Genomic DNA, 15,709 nt, shown 5'->3' with positions numbered 1-15,709 from the left:
CGTGTGAGATCAGCCCCCGTTCGCCCGACGGGCGGGGGCTGCCGGGACGTTACGTCGGGTCGATGCCGTGGCTGCGCAGCCACGGGAGCGGGTCGATCGCCGAGCCGCCGGCCGGGCGCACCTCGAAGTGCAGATGAGGGCCGGTCGAGTTGCCGGAGTTGCCGGAGCGTGCGATCGGATCGCCGGCCTTCACGGTCGTACCGGAGGGGACCGTGTAGGTGGAGAGGTGGCAGTACCACGTCTCCGTGCCGTCCTTCGCGGTCACGATCATCATGTTGCCGTACGCGCTGTTCCACTGCGTGCGGACCGTGCCGTCGGTCGCGGCCATCACGGTCGTGCCGTACGAGACGGGGAAGTCGATGCCGGTGTGCAGGGACATCCAGTTGATGCCGGACTGGCCGTAGTAGGCGCTGAGTCCGTGCCGGGCGACCGGCAGGGCGAACTTGGGGCGCAGCCGCTCCTTGCGGGCCGCCTCCTCCGCCGCGCGCTTGCGCTCGGCCGCCTGCTGGGCCTTGAGGTCGATGCGCTCCTGCGTACGGCTGGCCCGGTCGGCGAAGTCGTCCGCGCCGGCGGCGAGGCTCTGGAGCTGTGTGTCCAGCTTGTTGTTGGCGGTGGCCGGTTTCACCGGCTGCACGTCCGCCGCCGTCGTCTGCGCCTCCGCGGCGCCGTCGTCGGTGAAGGTGCCGACGGAGGCGGCGGCGATGCCCGCGACGCCCATGACACACGCCGAGGGCACCGCGATGGTCAGCAGCGCCGAGCGCTTGGGCGGCGTGCGGCGGCGGGAACGGGACCCGGCGCGCGAGGCCGCCCGTGAGCCGGCGCGCGGGCTCACCTCTTCCTGGCCGTCCAGGAGCGGGGCGACGGTGGGCAGTTCGCCGGTGGCCGGGTCGCCGCCGTCGGTGGCGGGGTCGTGGTAGTCGGCCCCGTCGGCTTCGTCGTAGGTGACCTGCTCGAACGTCCCGGTCTCGTGCTGCTCGAAGGTTTCGCCGTGCTGTTCGTACGCGTCGGGGGCCGGGGCGCCTGCACCGTCGGTGTTCCACTGCGTGGCGTCGTAGGCACCGGTGTCGAAGGCCTGCGTGCCCCATTCCCACTGCTGGGTCTGGTCGGCCGGATTGCCGGACTGGTCGGGCTGGAGCCAGGCACCGGCGTCCCACTGCCCGGTGCTGTCCGGGGAGGTGGCCTGCGGCGGGATGACCGAGAGCGGCTGCTGCGCGGCCGTCCAGGTCGTCGTGTCGTAGACGCCGGTGTCATAGGCGGCGTGGTGCTGGGCCGCGTAAGCGTCGTAGTGCGGGTTGTCCTGCGTGCCGGTGGGCCAGTGGCCGGTGTCGTACGCGCCGGTGTCGTGGCCGCTGCCTGGCATGTCACCGAAGAGGGGGTCGGTGGCGAACGTCGCGGTGGTGTGGCCGGTGGCTTCAAAACCGGCGCCGTCCGTACCGGTGGTGTCAAATCCGGTGGCGGCGTAGTCGCCGTACGTGGTGAAGTCGCCGTACTGGGCTTCCTGGGTGCCGTACGACGCGTAGTGCGCCGAGTCGGCGTCGGAAGCCGGAGCCGGGGTCATGGTCCCCGACGGGTGACGGTCGTTCACCAACTTCTCTTTCGCCTCGACAACAGGGGCTGCCAGAGCAGTGCGGCGACTGTACCCGGCGGTACGCGGGCACGACAATCTTCGGCAGGTTTCGCGCGCGCAGGAAACGGGCATTCGGCCGTGTTTTGGCGGACTGCGGGCACGAGCTTGGCCCTGTGTTCGAAGTTTGTTCGAGGTCCGTCGGTGCTTCGGCGCTGTGTGCCGGCTGTATGACGAGTCTCAGGCCACCGTCAGACCATCGGTCCGGCCGGCCGACGGTTCACCCGGGCGGGCCGTGTCGAGAACCTGCCGTATTCCGTTGGCGACGGCGGGGTGCACGGGCAGGGCGAGATGACCGATGCCGGTCACCCGCACGTTCTGCACTGTCAGATCCGGATGGTCGATGCAGGCCGTCTCCAGCGGGTCCATCACGTGGTCCAGGTCGCTCCAGAAGCTGACGAAGTGCGTGCGGCAGCCCGGGGCAGGCCGAGTGAGCTCCTCGAGCACCGGTGAGCCGGGGCGCATCTGGCGCACGATGGGGTGCGCGTTCGCCAGGGGCACCACCCGGGTGCCCGAGTGCGGCGTGCCGAGTGTCACGAGGGTCCGCACGCGCGCGTCGCCGCCGAGCCGCTGCACGTAGTAACGCGCTATCAGGCCGCCGAGGCTGTGCCCTACGACGTCGACCTGCTGGGCTCCGGTGCGCTCGCAGACCTCCTCTATGTGGCGGCCGAGCAGCTCGGCCGCGACGCGTATGTCGCAGGTCAGCGGCGAGTAGTTGAGGGACTCGATCTGCTGCCTGCCGTGCTGGGCGAGGCTGCGGCGCAGCAGGACGAAGACCGAGCGGTTGTCGATGAAGCCGTGCAGCAGGACGACCGGGGGCTTGGCCTCCGTCGGCAGTTGGGCGGCTCCGGCCGTGGGCAGGGTTGGAGCGGGCGCCCGTCGCTCCTGCGTGATGCCGGAGGGATAGAGGAGGAGATGCCCGGCCAGGATCGCGATCTCCAGGGCGGTGGCCTTCAGGAGTGCCAGGGAGAGTCCCGCCAGCCGGCTCGGCAGCAGACGCTGGCAGTACGGAAGAAAGGGCAGAGCTGCCCTGGTGACCTTCATGGCCGACCTCCTGTCGGCACGCGGGAGGACAGCCGCCCCCCGTATGCCCTCGTGGAAAGCAGCGGCGAAGACGGCTGATGACTGCGTGAGCGGCGTGAGCCGTGGGGTCGGAGCGCGGCTAGTGGCGCGTGTGACGCCGGTGGTGCGACGAGGTCCCCTGTCGGTGCGGCGACGAGGCTCCCCGCTGTTGCGCCGTGTCTGCCCTGCGTGCTGTGCGTGCCCTGCGTGTCCCGCGTGCCTTCGCCGAAGTGCCGTACCGCCGCTGTGCGTGGTGGGTGGGGCGGCGGTACGGCGACCTCGTCGCGGCTCCCCTTGCGCTTGTCCCATCGTGTGATTTCCCCCTCGGTCCACACCGCGAAACTGCCGGTCGCGGGATCCTGGAGATAACGTTCGTTCACTTGCCGGGACGAATCGGGGCAGGGTGTCCGTGCGGTGCGGCGTGTACGGCGAGCGCGATATGTGCGGTACTTGTCGATACGGATGGATGTAGTCGCTTCATGGAGGCAGTGATGGGTGTGGCAGCCGGTCCGATCCGCGTGGTGGTGGCCAAGCCGGGCCTCGACGGCCACGATCGCGGAGCCAAGGTCATCGCACGGGCCCTGCGCGACGCCGGTATGGAGGTCATCTACACCGGGCTCCACCAGACTCCCGAGCAGATCGTCGACACGGCGCTCCAGGAGGACGCCGACGCGATCGGGCTGTCCATCCTCTCCGGCGCGCACAACACGCTCTTCGCCGCGGTGATCGACCTGCTCAAGGAGCGGGACGCGGAGGACATCCTGGTCTTCGGCGGCGGGATCATCCCCGAGGCGGACATTCCCCTGCTCAAGGAGAAGGGCGTCGCGGAGATCTTCACCCCCGGCGCGACGACGGCGTCGATCGTGGACTGGGTCCGGGCGAACGCACGCCAGCCGGCCGGGGCGTAGGCCTCCGGCGGTGGTGCCGGGGTGTGGGCCGGTGGCCCGGGGTGTCGTCGGCGAGTGGTTCTGGTCTGCCAGGGTCGGCCTCGGTGGGTGGCTACCGGGCTCCGTGACGCGGGCCGGGGTCAGGAAGTGTTCAGCTCCTCCGTCATCGCCGCGCGCAGGCGCAACGTCGTGACCAGGCGCTGGAATGCCTCCGCCCAGTAGCCGCCGGCGCCGGGAGACGCGTTCTCCGGCTCGTCCGGTACGGCCAGCAGACCGTCGAGGCGGCCGGCCTCGGACGGGTCCAGGCAGCGCTCCGCCAGGCCCATGACTCCGCTGAAACTCCATGGATAACTCCCCGCGTCCCGCGCGATGTTGAGCGCGTCCACCACGGCCCGGCCGAGCGGCGGCGCCCACGGCACCGCGCACACCCCGAGCAGTTGAAACGCTTCGGACAGGCCGTGCGTCGAGATGAAGCCGGCCACCCACTCGGCGCGCTCTGCTGCGTCCAGCGTGCCGAGCAGCTTGGCGCGTTCGGCCAAGGACACCGAGCCCGGACCGCCCGCCTCCGGTGCCGAGGGCTCTCCGAGCAGCGCGCGCGACCACTCGGCGTCCCGCTGGCGCACGGCGGCCCGGCACCACGCCGCGTGCAGTTCGCCCTGCCAGTCGTCCGTGACCGGCAGCGCCACGATCTCCCGGGGTGTCCGCCCGCCCAGCCGCCGCGACCAGGTCCCGAGCGGAGCCGCCTCCACCAATTGGCCGAACCACCACGAACGTTGACCCCGGCCGGCCGGCGCCTTCGCCACGACACCGTCGCGCTCCATGCCGGGGTCGCACTCGTGAGGCGCTTCGACGGTGATCGTCGGCGTGGCCACCGTGGATCCGGTGGCCGGGGAATCTTGGGTGGGCTGGGTGGGCTGCATGTGGTCGATGGCGACGCAGGCCTCCGCCCTGACCGCCATCCGTGCCGCGAGCGCCGAACCGGGCAGCGCCGACAGGAGCTCCGCCGCCGTCGCCCGGACATTGCGGCTGCGGTCGGCCAGGGCCTGCTCCATGAACGGCTCGTCGTCCGGGCCCAGGCCCGTGCGCAGGGAGTCGAGGAACATCAGCCGGTCCTCGGCCCGTTCCGTCGCCCAGGTCGTCTCGAGCAGTTCGCGTGCCGCGGCCGGGTCGCGGGAGCGCAGGGCGGACAGGAGGGCGACCCGTTCGGCGAACAGTCCCTCCTGCCACAGCTGCCGGATGCTGTCGGCGTCGTCGAGATGCGGAAGGGCCGCTCCGCCGCCCGGTGTCGAGCGCAGGGCGAACCGCCAGTCCGGGTTCAGCCGGGCCAGCCACAGGGCCCGCGGCCCCGCGAACTCCAGCGCCGCCGGACGCAGGTCGGTACGCCCCCGAGCCGCGTCCAGCAGTGCGGGCAGCAGCTGCGGAGGTGGGGCAAAACCACGGGCGTTGGCCGCCGCGAGCCACTGGGGCAGCAACTCCGTCAGGTCGGGCGTGGTGCCCCGACGACCGCCGCCGGACGCGCCGGGGCGGTCGGCCAGCAGTACGGCGAGTCTGTGGGCGGCCGCCTGCGGCAGCGGCGGACGCGGGTCCTCCGGCGCCGGTTGAGGACGCTGGGACGCCCGCGCCGGACGCAGACCGGCCCGTCGGCGTACGGTTTCCACGGCCGCCGCGTCCAGCAGGGCCACCGGGGCCTCCGGGCCCGGGCCGGTGCCCGGCGGGGTGCGCCGGTCCGTGCCCAGCAGTGCCGTGGTGACGAGCCCCTCCCAGGCACCCGTCGCGGGCGCGTCCACAGGAGCGGAGGTCCTGGTCATGAGCTTCCTTTCCGTGGGGCGCCCGGGGGTGGTTGAAGGCTCACCCTTACCGGTTGTCCCGGGATGCCTGAAAAATTCGCGGATGTGTGGGGGAGGTGGGGCGGGGCGGAAAGGCCGGGCCGCCGACGCTGGCGCCGGAGTCGGCGTCGGCTCAGCACAGGGCTATCGCCTCGCCCGGGCCTTCGGGCCAGGCCGTCAGCGGCGTGAAGCCCTGGTGGCCGCATTCGCCGAAGACCCGGACCGGGGCGCCGCCCGACAGCGCGACGAGCCGCCACAGGCCCGGCCGGGAACGCGCGGCGGGCGTGAGCGGCAACGCCGCGTCCTCGTCCGCGTCCGCCAACTGCCAGGAGTCGCCGTCCGGGGTGGGGACGACCCGGTCCAGCGTCACCGGGACGGACTCCAGCCAGGGGTCGTCGCGCAGGGCGTCGCCGTAACGGGCGGCCGCCTGGGACGTCGTCATCCCCTGCGGGCGTATCGCCGTCGGCGCGGGTGGGGCGAACTGTTCGCCCAGGGCCACCCGCAGCTGCCCGGCGCCCGGGTAGGCGGACACCTCGGCCTCCAGGGTCAGCCCGACCGGTAGCGCCAGCTCCGGGGCGCGGCCGGCGGCGCCGTAGGAGAGGAGCAGCGCGGTGCGGTTCGAATCGGCGCCGTACAGCCAGATACGGCGGGTCGTCAGGCGCGTGTCCACCGTGTCGTACTGGGCGAGCACCAGCCAGCGGTCCCGCACCGGCGGTCCGTCCGCGGAGCCCGGCAGACCGATGCGGGAGCGGACCGTCGCGGCGAGGGCATCGGGCAGCCGCTCGCGGCGCAGCCAGCCCTGACCGAGGAGATGCAGCAGCGCACACTCCTCCAGCAGACGCACCGGCCAGCCCGGGCCGGTGGACGGTATGGCCCCCAACTCCCTCACGCGCGAGGCGAGTCCCTGTGCCTGGGCGTCGACCATGCGGGCCGCCGTCTCCTCCCACAGGCCGTAACCCGCCTGCTCCGCCGAGGCCAAGCCCCCGCGCAACAGGTCCGTCAGGCGCTGCTCCAGCTCCACCGCGCCCGCCGTGACCCGCTCGGCCCGCCGCTCCGCCCGGCGGCGCGCCGCCTCCGGATCAGCGGACCCGGACGGCGAACCGGAGCTGTCCCCGCTCCTCTTCTCCTCCGCGCGCTTGCGCCGCCCCGCTATCCACTGCCCGGCCCATTCCGGCGCCTCTCCCGTCGGCACCGCTCCGTCGCCGCCCGCCCAGAGCAGCAGCAGCCCCAGCGCGTGCTTGCACGGGAACTTGCGGCTCGGACAACTGCACTTGTACGCGGGCCCGGAGGCGTCCGCGATGTCCACGATCGTCTGATACGGCTTGCTTCCGCTGCCCTTGCACAGCCCCCACACCGTCCCCTCGTCGGAACTCCCCGCCTCGGACCACGGCCCCGCCGCGCCGAGTTTGCTTGCCGCTTTGCGTGATGCGGCGTCAGGCGCCAGTGCCAGCACCTGGTCCGCGGTCCAGCGCACCCCCTGCTGAGTCATGCCATCGAAGGTAGATCCCACCACTGACAATCGGGTCGGCGAGCGCCTCGGGCTGGTCGTTTGCGCAGGTCGGAACGCATTGTCAGTGGTGTGGTGCAACGTGGATGCCAGATCCGAACCGGCCGAGCTGGAGGGGGACTCAGCCATGCCTGTGTCCGTAGAACCGACGTCCGTCGACCCGAGCCAGAACGGGTCCGCGCCCGCGAACGCGGGTACGGGCACACCCGCGGACGTACCTGAGGCGGAAGCACTGCGACCGCACGCCGAGGACGCCTTCGCCGGCGAACTCGCCGCGCTGGCCGCGCAGGACGACCGTCCGCGTCCGGCCCGCTGGAAGCTGTCGCCGTGGGCCGTCGCGACCTACCTGCTCGGCGGCACGCTGCCGGACGGCACGGTGATCACGCCGAAGTACGTGGGCCCGCGCCGCATCGTCGAGGTCGCCGTCACCACGCTCGCCACCGACCGCGCCCTGCTCCTGCTCGGGGTGCCCGGCACGGCGAAGACCTGGGTCTCCGAGCATCTGGCCGCGGCGGTCAGCGGCGACTCCACGCTGCTGGTGCAGGGCACCGCCGGCACACCGGAGGAGGCCATCCGGTACGGCTGGAACTACGCGCAGCTGCTCGCCCACGGCCCGAGCCGCGACGCCCTCGTGCCCAGCCCGGTCATGCGGGCCATGGCCGAGGGCATGACCGCCCGCGTCGAGGAGCTGACGCGTATCCCGGCCGACGTGCAGGACACGCTCATCACGATCCTGTCGGAGAAGACGCTGCCGATACCGGAGCTGGGCCAGGAGGTGCAGGCGGTCCGCGGCTTCAACCTGATCGCCACGGCCAACGACCGCGACCGCGGGGTCAACGACCTGTCCAGCGCCCTGCGTCGCCGGTTCAACACGGTGGTGCTGCCGTTGCCGGAGAGCCCCGAGGCCGAGGTCGACATCGTCTCGCGCCGTGTCGACCAGATCGGCCGCTCCCTCGACCTGCCGGCCGCGCCCGACGGCCTGGACGAGATCCGCCGGGTGGTCACGGTCTTCCGCGAGCTGCGCGACGGGATCACGACCGACGGCCGGACGAAGCTGAAGTCGCCGAGCGGCACGCTGTCCACGGCCGAGGCGATCTCCGTCGTCACCAACGGGCTGGCCCTGGCGGCCCACTTCGGCGACGGCGTGCTGCGGCCGGGCGACGTGGCCGCGGGCATCCTCGGCGCGGTGGTCCGCGACCCGGCGGCCGACCGCGTGATCTGGCAGGAGTACCTGGAGACGGTGGTCCGTGAGCGGGACGGCTGGAAGGACTTCTACCGGGCCTGCCGGGAGGTGAGCGTGTGAGCGACGCCGGGCGGGGGTCGGTTGCGGGACCGGGTAGGCGATGGGAGGGGATCAAGTGACAGGCTCGGAAGAAGCTGAGGGCCGGGCGGCCGGGGCGGGGCCGTTGTTGCTCGGGGTGCGGCATCACGGGCCGGGGTCGGCGCGGGCCGTGCGGGCGGCGCTGGAGGAGGCCCGGCCGCGGGTCGTGCTGATCGAGGGGCCGCCCGAGGCCGATGCCCTGATTCCGCTCGCCGCCGACGAGGAGATGAGGCCGCCGGTCGCCCTGCTCGCCCATGCCGTGGACGAGCCCGGCCGCTCGGCGTTCTGGCCGCTGGCCGAGTTCTCCCCGGAGTGGGTCGCCATCCGCTGGGCCCTGGAACACGACGTCCCGGCCCGCTTCATCGACCTGCCGGCCACGCACACGCTGGCCTGGGGGAGGCAGGAGGACGAGGCCGGAGTGGCGGGGGAATCACCGCTGGACGCCGAGACGGCGGACAGCGAGGGTGACTCCGAACCCGCCTGCGGACCCGAACCCGCCTCTGGACCCGAACCTGCCTCTGGACCCGAACCCGCCTGCGGACCCGGCCCCGCCGACGTGCGGATCGATCCGCTCGGCGTGCTCGCCGAGACCGCCGGCTACGACGACCCGGAGCGGTGGTGGGAGGACGTCGTGGAGCACCGGGGAGTCGGGAAGGGGGACGCGCTCGCGCCGTTCACCGTGCTCGAGGAGGCGATGGGGGCGCTGCGGGAGACCTACGGCAGCGGGGGACACGACCGGGACCTGGTGCGCGAGGCGTACATGCGGCTCCAGGTGCGGGCCGCGCAGCGGGAGTTCGAGGACGGCGTGGCCGTCGTCTGCGGGGCGTGGCATGTGCCCGCCTTGCGGCGGAAGACCACCGTCGCCGCCGACAAGGCGCTGCTGAAGGGACTGCCCAAGGTCAAGACGGACATGACGTGGGTGCCGTGGACGCACCGCCGGCTGTCCCGGGTGAGCGGCTACGGGGCCGGCATCGACTCGCCGGGTTGGTACGGGCACTTGTTCAGCGCCCCGGACCGGCCGGTCGAGCGGTGGATGACCAAAGTGGCGGGGCTGCTGCGCGCCGAGGACCGGCTCGTGTCCTCCGCGCACGTCATCGAGGCCGTGCGGCTGGCCGAGACGCTCGCCGCGATGCGCGGCCGCCCGCTGCCCGGCCTGAGCGAGACGACCGACGCGGTGCGGGCGGTGATGTGCGAGGGCTCGGACGTGCCGCTGGCGCTGGTTGAGGACCGGCTGGTCGTGGGGGACGTACTGGGGGAGGTGCCGTCGGCGGCACCGGCGGTTCCGTTGCAGCGGGACCTCGCCCGGCTCCAGCGTCGGCTGCGGCTGAAGCCGGAGGCGCTGGAGCGGGAGTTGGAGCTCGACCTGCGCAAGGAGACCGACGCCGCCCGCGGCAGGCTGCTGCACCGGCTGCGGTTGCTCGGCATCGCATGGGGCGAACCGGCCGCCTCGCGGGGCAGCACGGGCACCTTCCGGGAGACGTGGCGGCTGCGCTGGGAGCCCGAGCTGTCGGTGCGGGTCGCCGAGGCCGGCGTGTGGGGGACGACCGTCCTGTCCGCCGCGACCGCCAAGGCGGAGGCGGACGCCGTCACCGCGCAGGGGCTGGCCGACGTCACCGCACTCGCCGAGCGCTGCCTGCTGGGCGAACTGCCCGACGCGCTGCCCACGGTGATGCGGATCCTCGCCGACCGCGCGGCCCTCGACACGGATGTCGGCCAGCTCGCCCAGGCGCTGCCGGCCCTGGTCCGCTCCCTGCGCTACGGCGATGTGCGCGGCACGGACACCGGGGCCCTGGGAGAGGTCGCGGCGGGTCTGGCCGAGCGGGTCTTCGTCGGCCTGCCCCCGGCCTGTGCGGCACTCGACGCGGACGGCGCCGAGGAGATGCGACGCCACGTCGACGCCGTGCACGGGGCCGTGGGACTCCTGGGAGACGCCCCCGCGGCGGGGCAAGGTCACCTGAGAGCCCGTTGGCAGTCGGTGCTGCGTGTGCTGTCCGGGCGGGACACCGTACCCGGAGTGATCAGAGGACGGGCCGTGCGGCTCCTGCTGGACGACGGGGAGTTGGCGCAGGAGGAGGCGGCGCGCCTCATGGGGCTCGTCCTGTCCCCGGGCACGCCACCGGCGGACGCGGCCGCGTGGATCGAGGGCTTCGTCGGAGGAGGCTCCGGGGGCGGGATGCTCCTGGTGCACGACGAGCGGCTGCTCGGGCTGGTCGACGCGTGGCTGACCGGGGTGCCGGCGGAGGCGTTCACGGACGTGCTGCCCCTGCTGCGGCGGACGTTCTCGGCGTACGAGCCCGGTGTGCGGCGGACCCTCGGCGAACTGGTCCGACGCGGGCCCGGGGCCGGGACCGGTGCGACAGGGGCCGGCCCCGGCATACCCGGCTTCGCGGCAGAGCTCGACCCGGCGCGCGCGGACGCCGTGTTGCCGGTCCTGCGGCTGTTGCTCGGGCTGGACGAAGTGGCAGAGGACATCGGCAAGGACCTGGTGGGGGTGACGGGATGACGACCGACGAACTGCGGCAGCCGGCGCCGAGCGCGGGCGCGGGAGCGGGAGACCCCGACGGGAACGGGGCGCGGGCGGAAGGCCGGCCGACGACGGCCGTGCACGTGATCCCGCTGTGGCAACGGCCTCGCAAGGGAGGACACGGATGACGGCGGAGGTGACGGACCCGGCGCAGGAGCGGTTGCGGCGGTGGCGGCTCGTGCTCGGGGGCGACGCGGCGGACGGCACCGGGTGCGAACTGTCCGGGCGGGACGCGGCGATGGACGGAGCGCTCACCGCGCTCTACGGAAAGGGGGAGAAGCCGCAGGGGGGCCGGGACCGTTCGGCGGGGCTCGGGGCGTCGGCGCCGTCCGTGGCGCGCTGGCTCGGGGACATCCGGACGTACTTCCCGTCCTCCGTCGTACAGGTCATGCAGCGCGACGCCATCGACCGGCTCGGTCTCGCCACGCTCCTGCTGGAGCCGGAGATGCTGGAGGCGGTGGAGGCCGACGTGCACCTCGTCGGCACGCTGCTGTCGCTCAACAAGGCGATGCCCGAGACGACGAAGGAGACGGCACGGGCCGTCGTGCGCAAGGTCGTCGAGGACCTGGAGAAGCGGCTCGCCACGCGCACCCGGGCCACCCTCACCGGCGCCCTCGACCGCAGCGCCCGGATCAACCGGCCCCGCCATCACGACATCGACTGGAACCGCACGATCGCGGCCAACCTCAAGCACTACCTGCCCGAGTACCGAACGATCGTGCCGGAGCGGCTCATCGGGTACGGGCGGGCGTCCCAGTCCACGAAGAAGGAGGTCATCCTCTGTATCGACCAGTCGGGATCCATGGCGGCATCTGTCGTGTACGCATCGGTGTTCGGAGCGGTGCTCGCCTCGATGCGGACGATCTCCACGCGACTCGTCGTCTTCGACACGGCGGTCGTCGACCTCACGGACCAGCTCGACGACCCCGTCGACGTCCTGTTCGGGACGCAGCTGGGCGGCGGCACGGACATCAACCGGGCACTGGCCTACTGCCAGTCGCAGATCACCCGGCCCGCGGAGACGGTGGTCGTGCTGATCAGCGACCTCTACGAGGGAGGCATCCGGGACGAGATGCTCAAGCGGGTCGCGGCGATGAAGGCCTCGGGGGTGCAGTTCGTGACGCTGCTGGCGCTCTCCGACGAGGGGGCACCGGCGTACGACCGGGAGCACGCGGCAGCGCTCGCCGCGCTGGGGGCACCGGCGTTCGCCTGCACGCCCGATCTGTTCCCCGAGGTGATGGCGGCGGCGATCGAGAAGCGCCCGCTTCCGATACCGGACGCGGCGTGACCTGCGGAGGGCCGCAGTGGTCCGACTGCGGCCCGCGAAACGGATATGACTGCCCGTCAGCTTGCAGGGGACTTGCGTCAACTCCGCACTCCCGTGCGAGGATCGGCGCCTGCTCGGCGGTGCGTCGCGCTGCGCTTGTTCCGTAGCACGGGAGGAAGCTCCCCCTCTTGATCTGGTCAGCAGCCCTGCCCGGTGCCGCTGTGCGCATGCTGCGCACAGCGGCCGGGTGGCGTGCGCTCCGGGTGGCGCTGCTGGTAGGCGGGGTGCTCGTCATCGGGCTCCTGTGCGGAGAGCGGGCGTATGCGGCGGACGGCGTGCGAGGGCTGACGGGCGCGGACGTCACGGCCGGGCGGATCGACTCGCCGGGTCTCCCTTCCCTGTCCGGAGTCGGCAGTGCTTCCCGGGCAGGGGCCGACGTGGCGGCCGTGGGGGAGCGGGTCGTGCGGGTGGTCGGTGATACGGGCGAGCCGATGAGTCCGGGGCGGGGAGAGGCGCGGGCGAAGGAGCCGCTGCCGCTGCCGTCTTCCTCGCCGTTGCCGTTGCCGTTGCCGTCGGCGTTGCCGTCGCTCAAGCTGCCTGTGCCGGCAGAGCTGCCCGCCCTGTCCGACCTGCCAACGGCACCCGCACTCCCGAGCGATTTCCTGCCCCCACCCCCCACCGGCGAAGTCACGCTCCCGGAAGCGCCCCCGGTCGACGCCCCCGCCTCCGTCGGACGGGCCAGGGCGACGGAGGTCGTCACCGGGAGGGCGGACACCGTGGTGCGCGGTGCCCCGCACCACGCCGCCGGACTCGCAGAGCGCCCCAGTCACATCAGACTCACAGACCCGGGCCACCTCAGACGCACAAACCACGCAGGCCCGTCTGACCGCCTCGGACACGGCCTGGGCGCGCACGTGCCCGCAGACCGGCCTGGCGGCGCGCTCGGCGACCGGTCCACGGCCCACGGCGGTACGTCACGCCACGGCGACGCGCATGCCGTCAACCCGAGCCATACGGCCCCGCTGAGACTCCTGCCCGGTGTAGCGGCCCCCTCTTGCACCGCAGGCACCCGGGACAGTCGCCGAGACGTCCCCGTCTTCCCCGGCTAGCACTCCACCACCCCCCAGCACCCCGGATCACATCACCCCTCCCCCTCCCCCACCGACTCCACGAGGCACCCCCTCCGGGCGGTCGAAAACCGTCGGTCGTCCGAGGCCGAGACCTCGTGGATGGGGTCGGGTGGTCCCCATTGGGGTGGGGACCAACCACCCCGCACCCCGGAGAGCCGGGCCCTGAACCGGGCCTCTGTGTTCCTTCGGGGATGCCAGACGGGCCTCACCGGGTCAACCCCAGCCCGGTGAGGCCCCTCACCTCAGGCACGCCGTGCCAGAGAGCGCGGCATCATGTGACAGGTATCACCGCTCAGGTGTGACCCTCGATTTAGAGGCCCCCCGCAAGCAGCGATAACCTGCGAGACGGACATGCCGCGCGCTCGGACACCGTGTGCGCCTCCCTTGTGACAGACAGCGGACGTCACGTTGCCCTCGCGGCACGCCCACGCAGACAACGAACCGCGAGATCACTGATAGGGACGGAAGCGCGTGGACCTGTTCGAGTACCAGGCGAGGGACCTCTTCGCCAAGCACGATGTACCGGTGCTGGCCGGTGAAGTCATCGACACGCCTGAGGCGGCCCGCGCAGCCACCGAGCGCCTCGGTGGCAAGTCCGTCGTCAAGGCCCAGGTGAAGGTCGGCGGCCGTGGCAAGGCCGGTGGCGTGAAGCTCGCCGCCACCCCCGACGAGGCGGTCGAGCACGCGACCAACATCCTCGGCATGGACATCAAGGGCCACACGGTCCACAAGGTGATGATCGCCGAGACGGCCCCGGAGATCGTGGAGGAGTACTACGTCTCCTTCCTCCTGGACCGTGCCAACCGCACCTTCCTCTCCATCGCGTCCGTCGAGGGCGGCATGGAGATCGAGGAGGTGGCGGCCACCCGCCCCGAGGCCGTCGCCAAGACGCCGATCGACGCCAACGAGGGTGTCACCGAGGCCAAGGCCCGCGAGATCGTCGCGGCCGCGAAGTTCCCGGCCGAGGTCGCCGACAAGGTCGTGAACGTCCTCGTCAAGCTGTGGGACACCTTCATCAAGGAGGACGCCCTCCTGGTCGAGGTCAACCCGCTGGCCAAGGTCGCCTCCGGTGAGGTCATCGCCCTGGACGGCAAGGTCTCCCTGGACGAGAACGCCGAGTTCCGTCAGCCGGAGCACGAGGCCCTCCAGGACAAGGAGGCGGCCAACCCGCTCGAGGCCGCCGCCAAGGAGAAGAACCTCAACTACGTCAAGCTCGACGGCGAGGTCGGCATCATCGGCAACGGCGCGGGTCTCGTCATGAGCACCCTGGACGTCGTCGCGTACGCCGGTGAGGCGCACGGTGGCGTCAAGCCCGCCAACTTCCTCGACATCGGCGGTGGCGCCTCCGCCGCCGTCATGGCGAACGGCCTGGAGATCATCCTCGGCGACCCGGACGTCAAGTCGGTGTTCGTCAACGTCTTCGGTGGCATCACCGCCTGTGACGAGGTCGCCAACGGCATCGTGCAGGCGCTGCAGCTGCTCAAGGACAAGGGCGAGGAAGTCACCAAGCCCCTCGTTGTCCGTCTCGACGGCAACAACGCCGAGCTGGGTCGCAAGATCCTCTCCGACGCCAACCACCCGCTGGTCCAGCGCGTGGACACCATGGACGGCGCGGCCGACAAGGCCGCCGAGCTCGCGGCTGCGAAGTAAGGGACGAGGGACTAAACAGCCATGGCTATCTTCCTCAACAAGGACAGCAAGGTCATCGTCCAGGGCATGACCGGTGCCACGGGCATGAAGCACACCAAGCTCATGCTGGCCGACGGCACCAACATCGTCGGTGGCGTGAACCCCCGCAAGGCGGGCACGTCGGTCGACATCGACGGCAACGAGATCCCGGTCTTCGGCACGGTCGCCGAGGCGATCGAGAAGACGGGCGCGAACGTATCCGTCCTCTTCGTCCCGCCGGCCTTCGCCAAGGCCGCCGTCGTCGAGGCCATCGACGCCGAGATCCCGCTCGCGGTCGTCATCACCGAGGGCATCGCGGTCCACGACTCGGCCGCGTTCTACGCCTACGCCGTGTCCAAGGGCAACAAGACCCGGATCATCGGCCCGAACTGCCCCGGTCTCATCACGCCGGGCCAGTCCAACGCCGGCATCATCCCGGGCGACATCACCAAGCCGGGCCGCATCGGCCTGGTCTCGAAGTCCGGCACGCTGACGTACCAGATGATGTACGAGCTGCGGGACATCGGCTTCTCCTCCGCCGTCGGCATCGGTGGCGACCCGGTCATCGGGACGACCCACATCGACGCCCTCGCCGCGTTCGAGGCCGACCCCGACACCGACCTGATCGTGATGATCGGTGAGATCGGCGGCGACGCCGAGGAGCGGGCCGCGGCCTTCATCAAGGAGAACGTGAAGAAGCCGGTCGTCGGCTACGTCGCGGGCTTCACCGCCCCCGAGGGCAAGACCATGGGCCACGCCGGCGCCATCGTCTCCGGCTCCTCCGGTACGGCCGCCGCGAAGAAGGAGGCCCTCGAGGCCGCCGGCGTCAAGGTCGGCAAGACCCCGACCGAGACGGCGAAGCTGGCGCGCGCGATCCTCGCCGGCTGAGCAGG

General features: G+C 72.2%; 10 protein-coding genes. 6 read left to right on the top strand and 4 right to left on the bottom strand.

The genetic code is table 11. The features are described 5' to 3' along the window. Window positions 1–49 precede the first annotated feature (49 nt). Together MQE23_RS17390 and MQE23_RS17385 are read right to left on the bottom strand one after the other, a co-directional pair. Window positions 50–1,585, bottom strand: coding sequence for a M23 family metallopeptidase (locus MQE23_RS17390; RefSeq protein WP_082320065.1), 1,536 nt, complete (start codon window positions 1,583–1,585; stop codon window positions 50–52). Window positions 1,586–1,804: 219 nt separating this feature from the next. Then, window positions 1,805–2,668 (bottom strand): alpha/beta fold hydrolase, encoded by an 864-nt coding sequence (locus MQE23_RS17385; protein ID WP_243379552.1) that lies wholly within the window; start codon window positions 2,666–2,668, stop codon window positions 1,805–1,807. 509 nt (window positions 2,669–3,177) lie between these two features. On the opposite strand from MQE23_RS17385, the gene MQE23_RS17380 reads away from it, so the two are divergent. Beyond that, window positions 3,178–3,594: a cobalamin B12-binding domain-containing protein gene (locus MQE23_RS17380; protein WP_037673345.1), complete on the top strand. Its 417-nt coding sequence runs from the start codon at window positions 3,178–3,180 to the stop codon at window positions 3,592–3,594. Between the two features lie 119 nt (window positions 3,595–3,713). Here the strand turns inward: MQE23_RS17380 and MQE23_RS17375 are convergent, their stop codons facing one another. Together MQE23_RS17375 and MQE23_RS17370 are read right to left on the bottom strand one after the other, a co-directional pair. After that, window positions 3,714–5,381, bottom strand: coding sequence for a DUF5691 domain-containing protein (locus tag MQE23_RS17375; RefSeq protein WP_243379551.1), 1,668 nt, complete (start codon window positions 5,379–5,381; stop codon window positions 3,714–3,716). 151 nt (window positions 5,382–5,532) lie between these two features. Further along, window positions 5,533–6,888 (bottom strand): SWIM zinc finger family protein, encoded by a 1,356-nt coding sequence (locus MQE23_RS17370; protein ID WP_243379550.1) that lies wholly within the window; start codon window positions 6,886–6,888, stop codon window positions 5,533–5,535. A gap of 145 nt (window positions 6,889–7,033) precedes the next feature. Here MQE23_RS17370 and MQE23_RS17365 point away from each other — a divergent pair, with 145 nt between their 5' ends. The 5 genes from MQE23_RS17365 (at window position 7,034) to sucD (ending at window position 15,704) form a co-directional block, all read left to right on the top strand. Beyond that, window positions 7,034–8,209, top strand: a complete 1,176-nt coding sequence (locus MQE23_RS17365) for an AAA family ATPase (protein WP_243379549.1) — start codon at window positions 7,034–7,036, stop codon at window positions 8,207–8,209. Between the two features lie 55 nt (window positions 8,210–8,264). Further along, window positions 8,265–10,730, top strand: coding sequence for a DUF5682 family protein (locus MQE23_RS17360; protein ID WP_243379548.1), 2,466 nt, complete (start codon window positions 8,265–8,267; stop codon window positions 10,728–10,730). A 145-nt stretch (window positions 10,731–10,875) separates the two neighbouring features. Continuing rightward, complete coding sequence (locus MQE23_RS17355; RefSeq protein WP_010036424.1) at window positions 10,876–12,039, top strand: VWA domain-containing protein; 1,164 nt, start codon at window positions 10,876–10,878, stop codon at window positions 12,037–12,039. Window positions 12,040–13,619: 1,580 nt separating this feature from the next. After that, window positions 13,620–14,798 (top strand): ADP-forming succinate--CoA ligase subunit beta, encoded by a 1,179-nt coding sequence (gene sucC / locus MQE23_RS17350; RefSeq protein WP_020276790.1) that lies wholly within the window; start codon window positions 13,620–13,622, stop codon window positions 14,796–14,798. Between the two features lie 21 nt (window positions 14,799–14,819). After that, entirely contained in the window at window positions 14,820–15,704 is an 885-nt protein-coding gene (gene sucD, locus MQE23_RS17345; RefSeq protein WP_010036416.1) for a succinate--CoA ligase subunit alpha, read from the top strand. The last annotated feature ends 5 nt before the right edge of the window (window positions 15,705–15,709 follow it).

It is taken from the genome of Streptomyces sp. HP-A2021, from assembly GCF_022807935.1.
GTDB lineage: Bacteria > Actinomycetota > Actinomycetes > Streptomycetales > Streptomycetaceae > Streptomyces > Streptomyces afghaniensis.
Note: the sequence above shows the minus strand (reverse complement) of the source record. Positions and strands in the feature narration are given on the sequence as shown.

What these genes read in the sequence shown, in the direction of transcription:
- MQE23_RS17385 (WP_243379552.1), bottom strand. Translation starts at nt 2,668, where the DNA reads ATGAAGGTCACCAGGGCAGCTCTGCCCTTTCTTCCGTACTGCCAGCGT.
- MQE23_RS17380 (WP_037673345.1), top strand. Translation starts at nt 3,178, where the DNA reads ATGGGTGTGGCAGCCGGTCCGATCCGCGTGGTGGTGGCCAAGCCGGGC.
- MQE23_RS17375 (WP_243379551.1), bottom strand. Translation starts at nt 5,381, where the DNA reads ATGACCAGGACCTCCGCTCCTGTGGACGCGCCCGCGACGGGTGCCTGG.
- MQE23_RS17370 (WP_243379550.1), bottom strand. Translation starts at nt 6,888, where the DNA reads ATGACTCAGCAGGGGGTGCGCTGGACCGCGGACCAGGTGCTGGCACTG.
- MQE23_RS17365 (WP_243379549.1), top strand. Translation starts at nt 7,034, where the DNA reads ATGCCTGTGTCCGTAGAACCGACGTCCGTCGACCCGAGCCAGAACGGG.
- MQE23_RS17355 (WP_010036424.1), top strand. Translation starts at nt 10,876, where the DNA reads ATGACGGCGGAGGTGACGGACCCGGCGCAGGAGCGGTTGCGGCGGTGG.
- sucD (WP_010036416.1), top strand. Translation starts at nt 14,820, where the DNA reads ATGGCTATCTTCCTCAACAAGGACAGCAAGGTCATCGTCCAGGGCATG.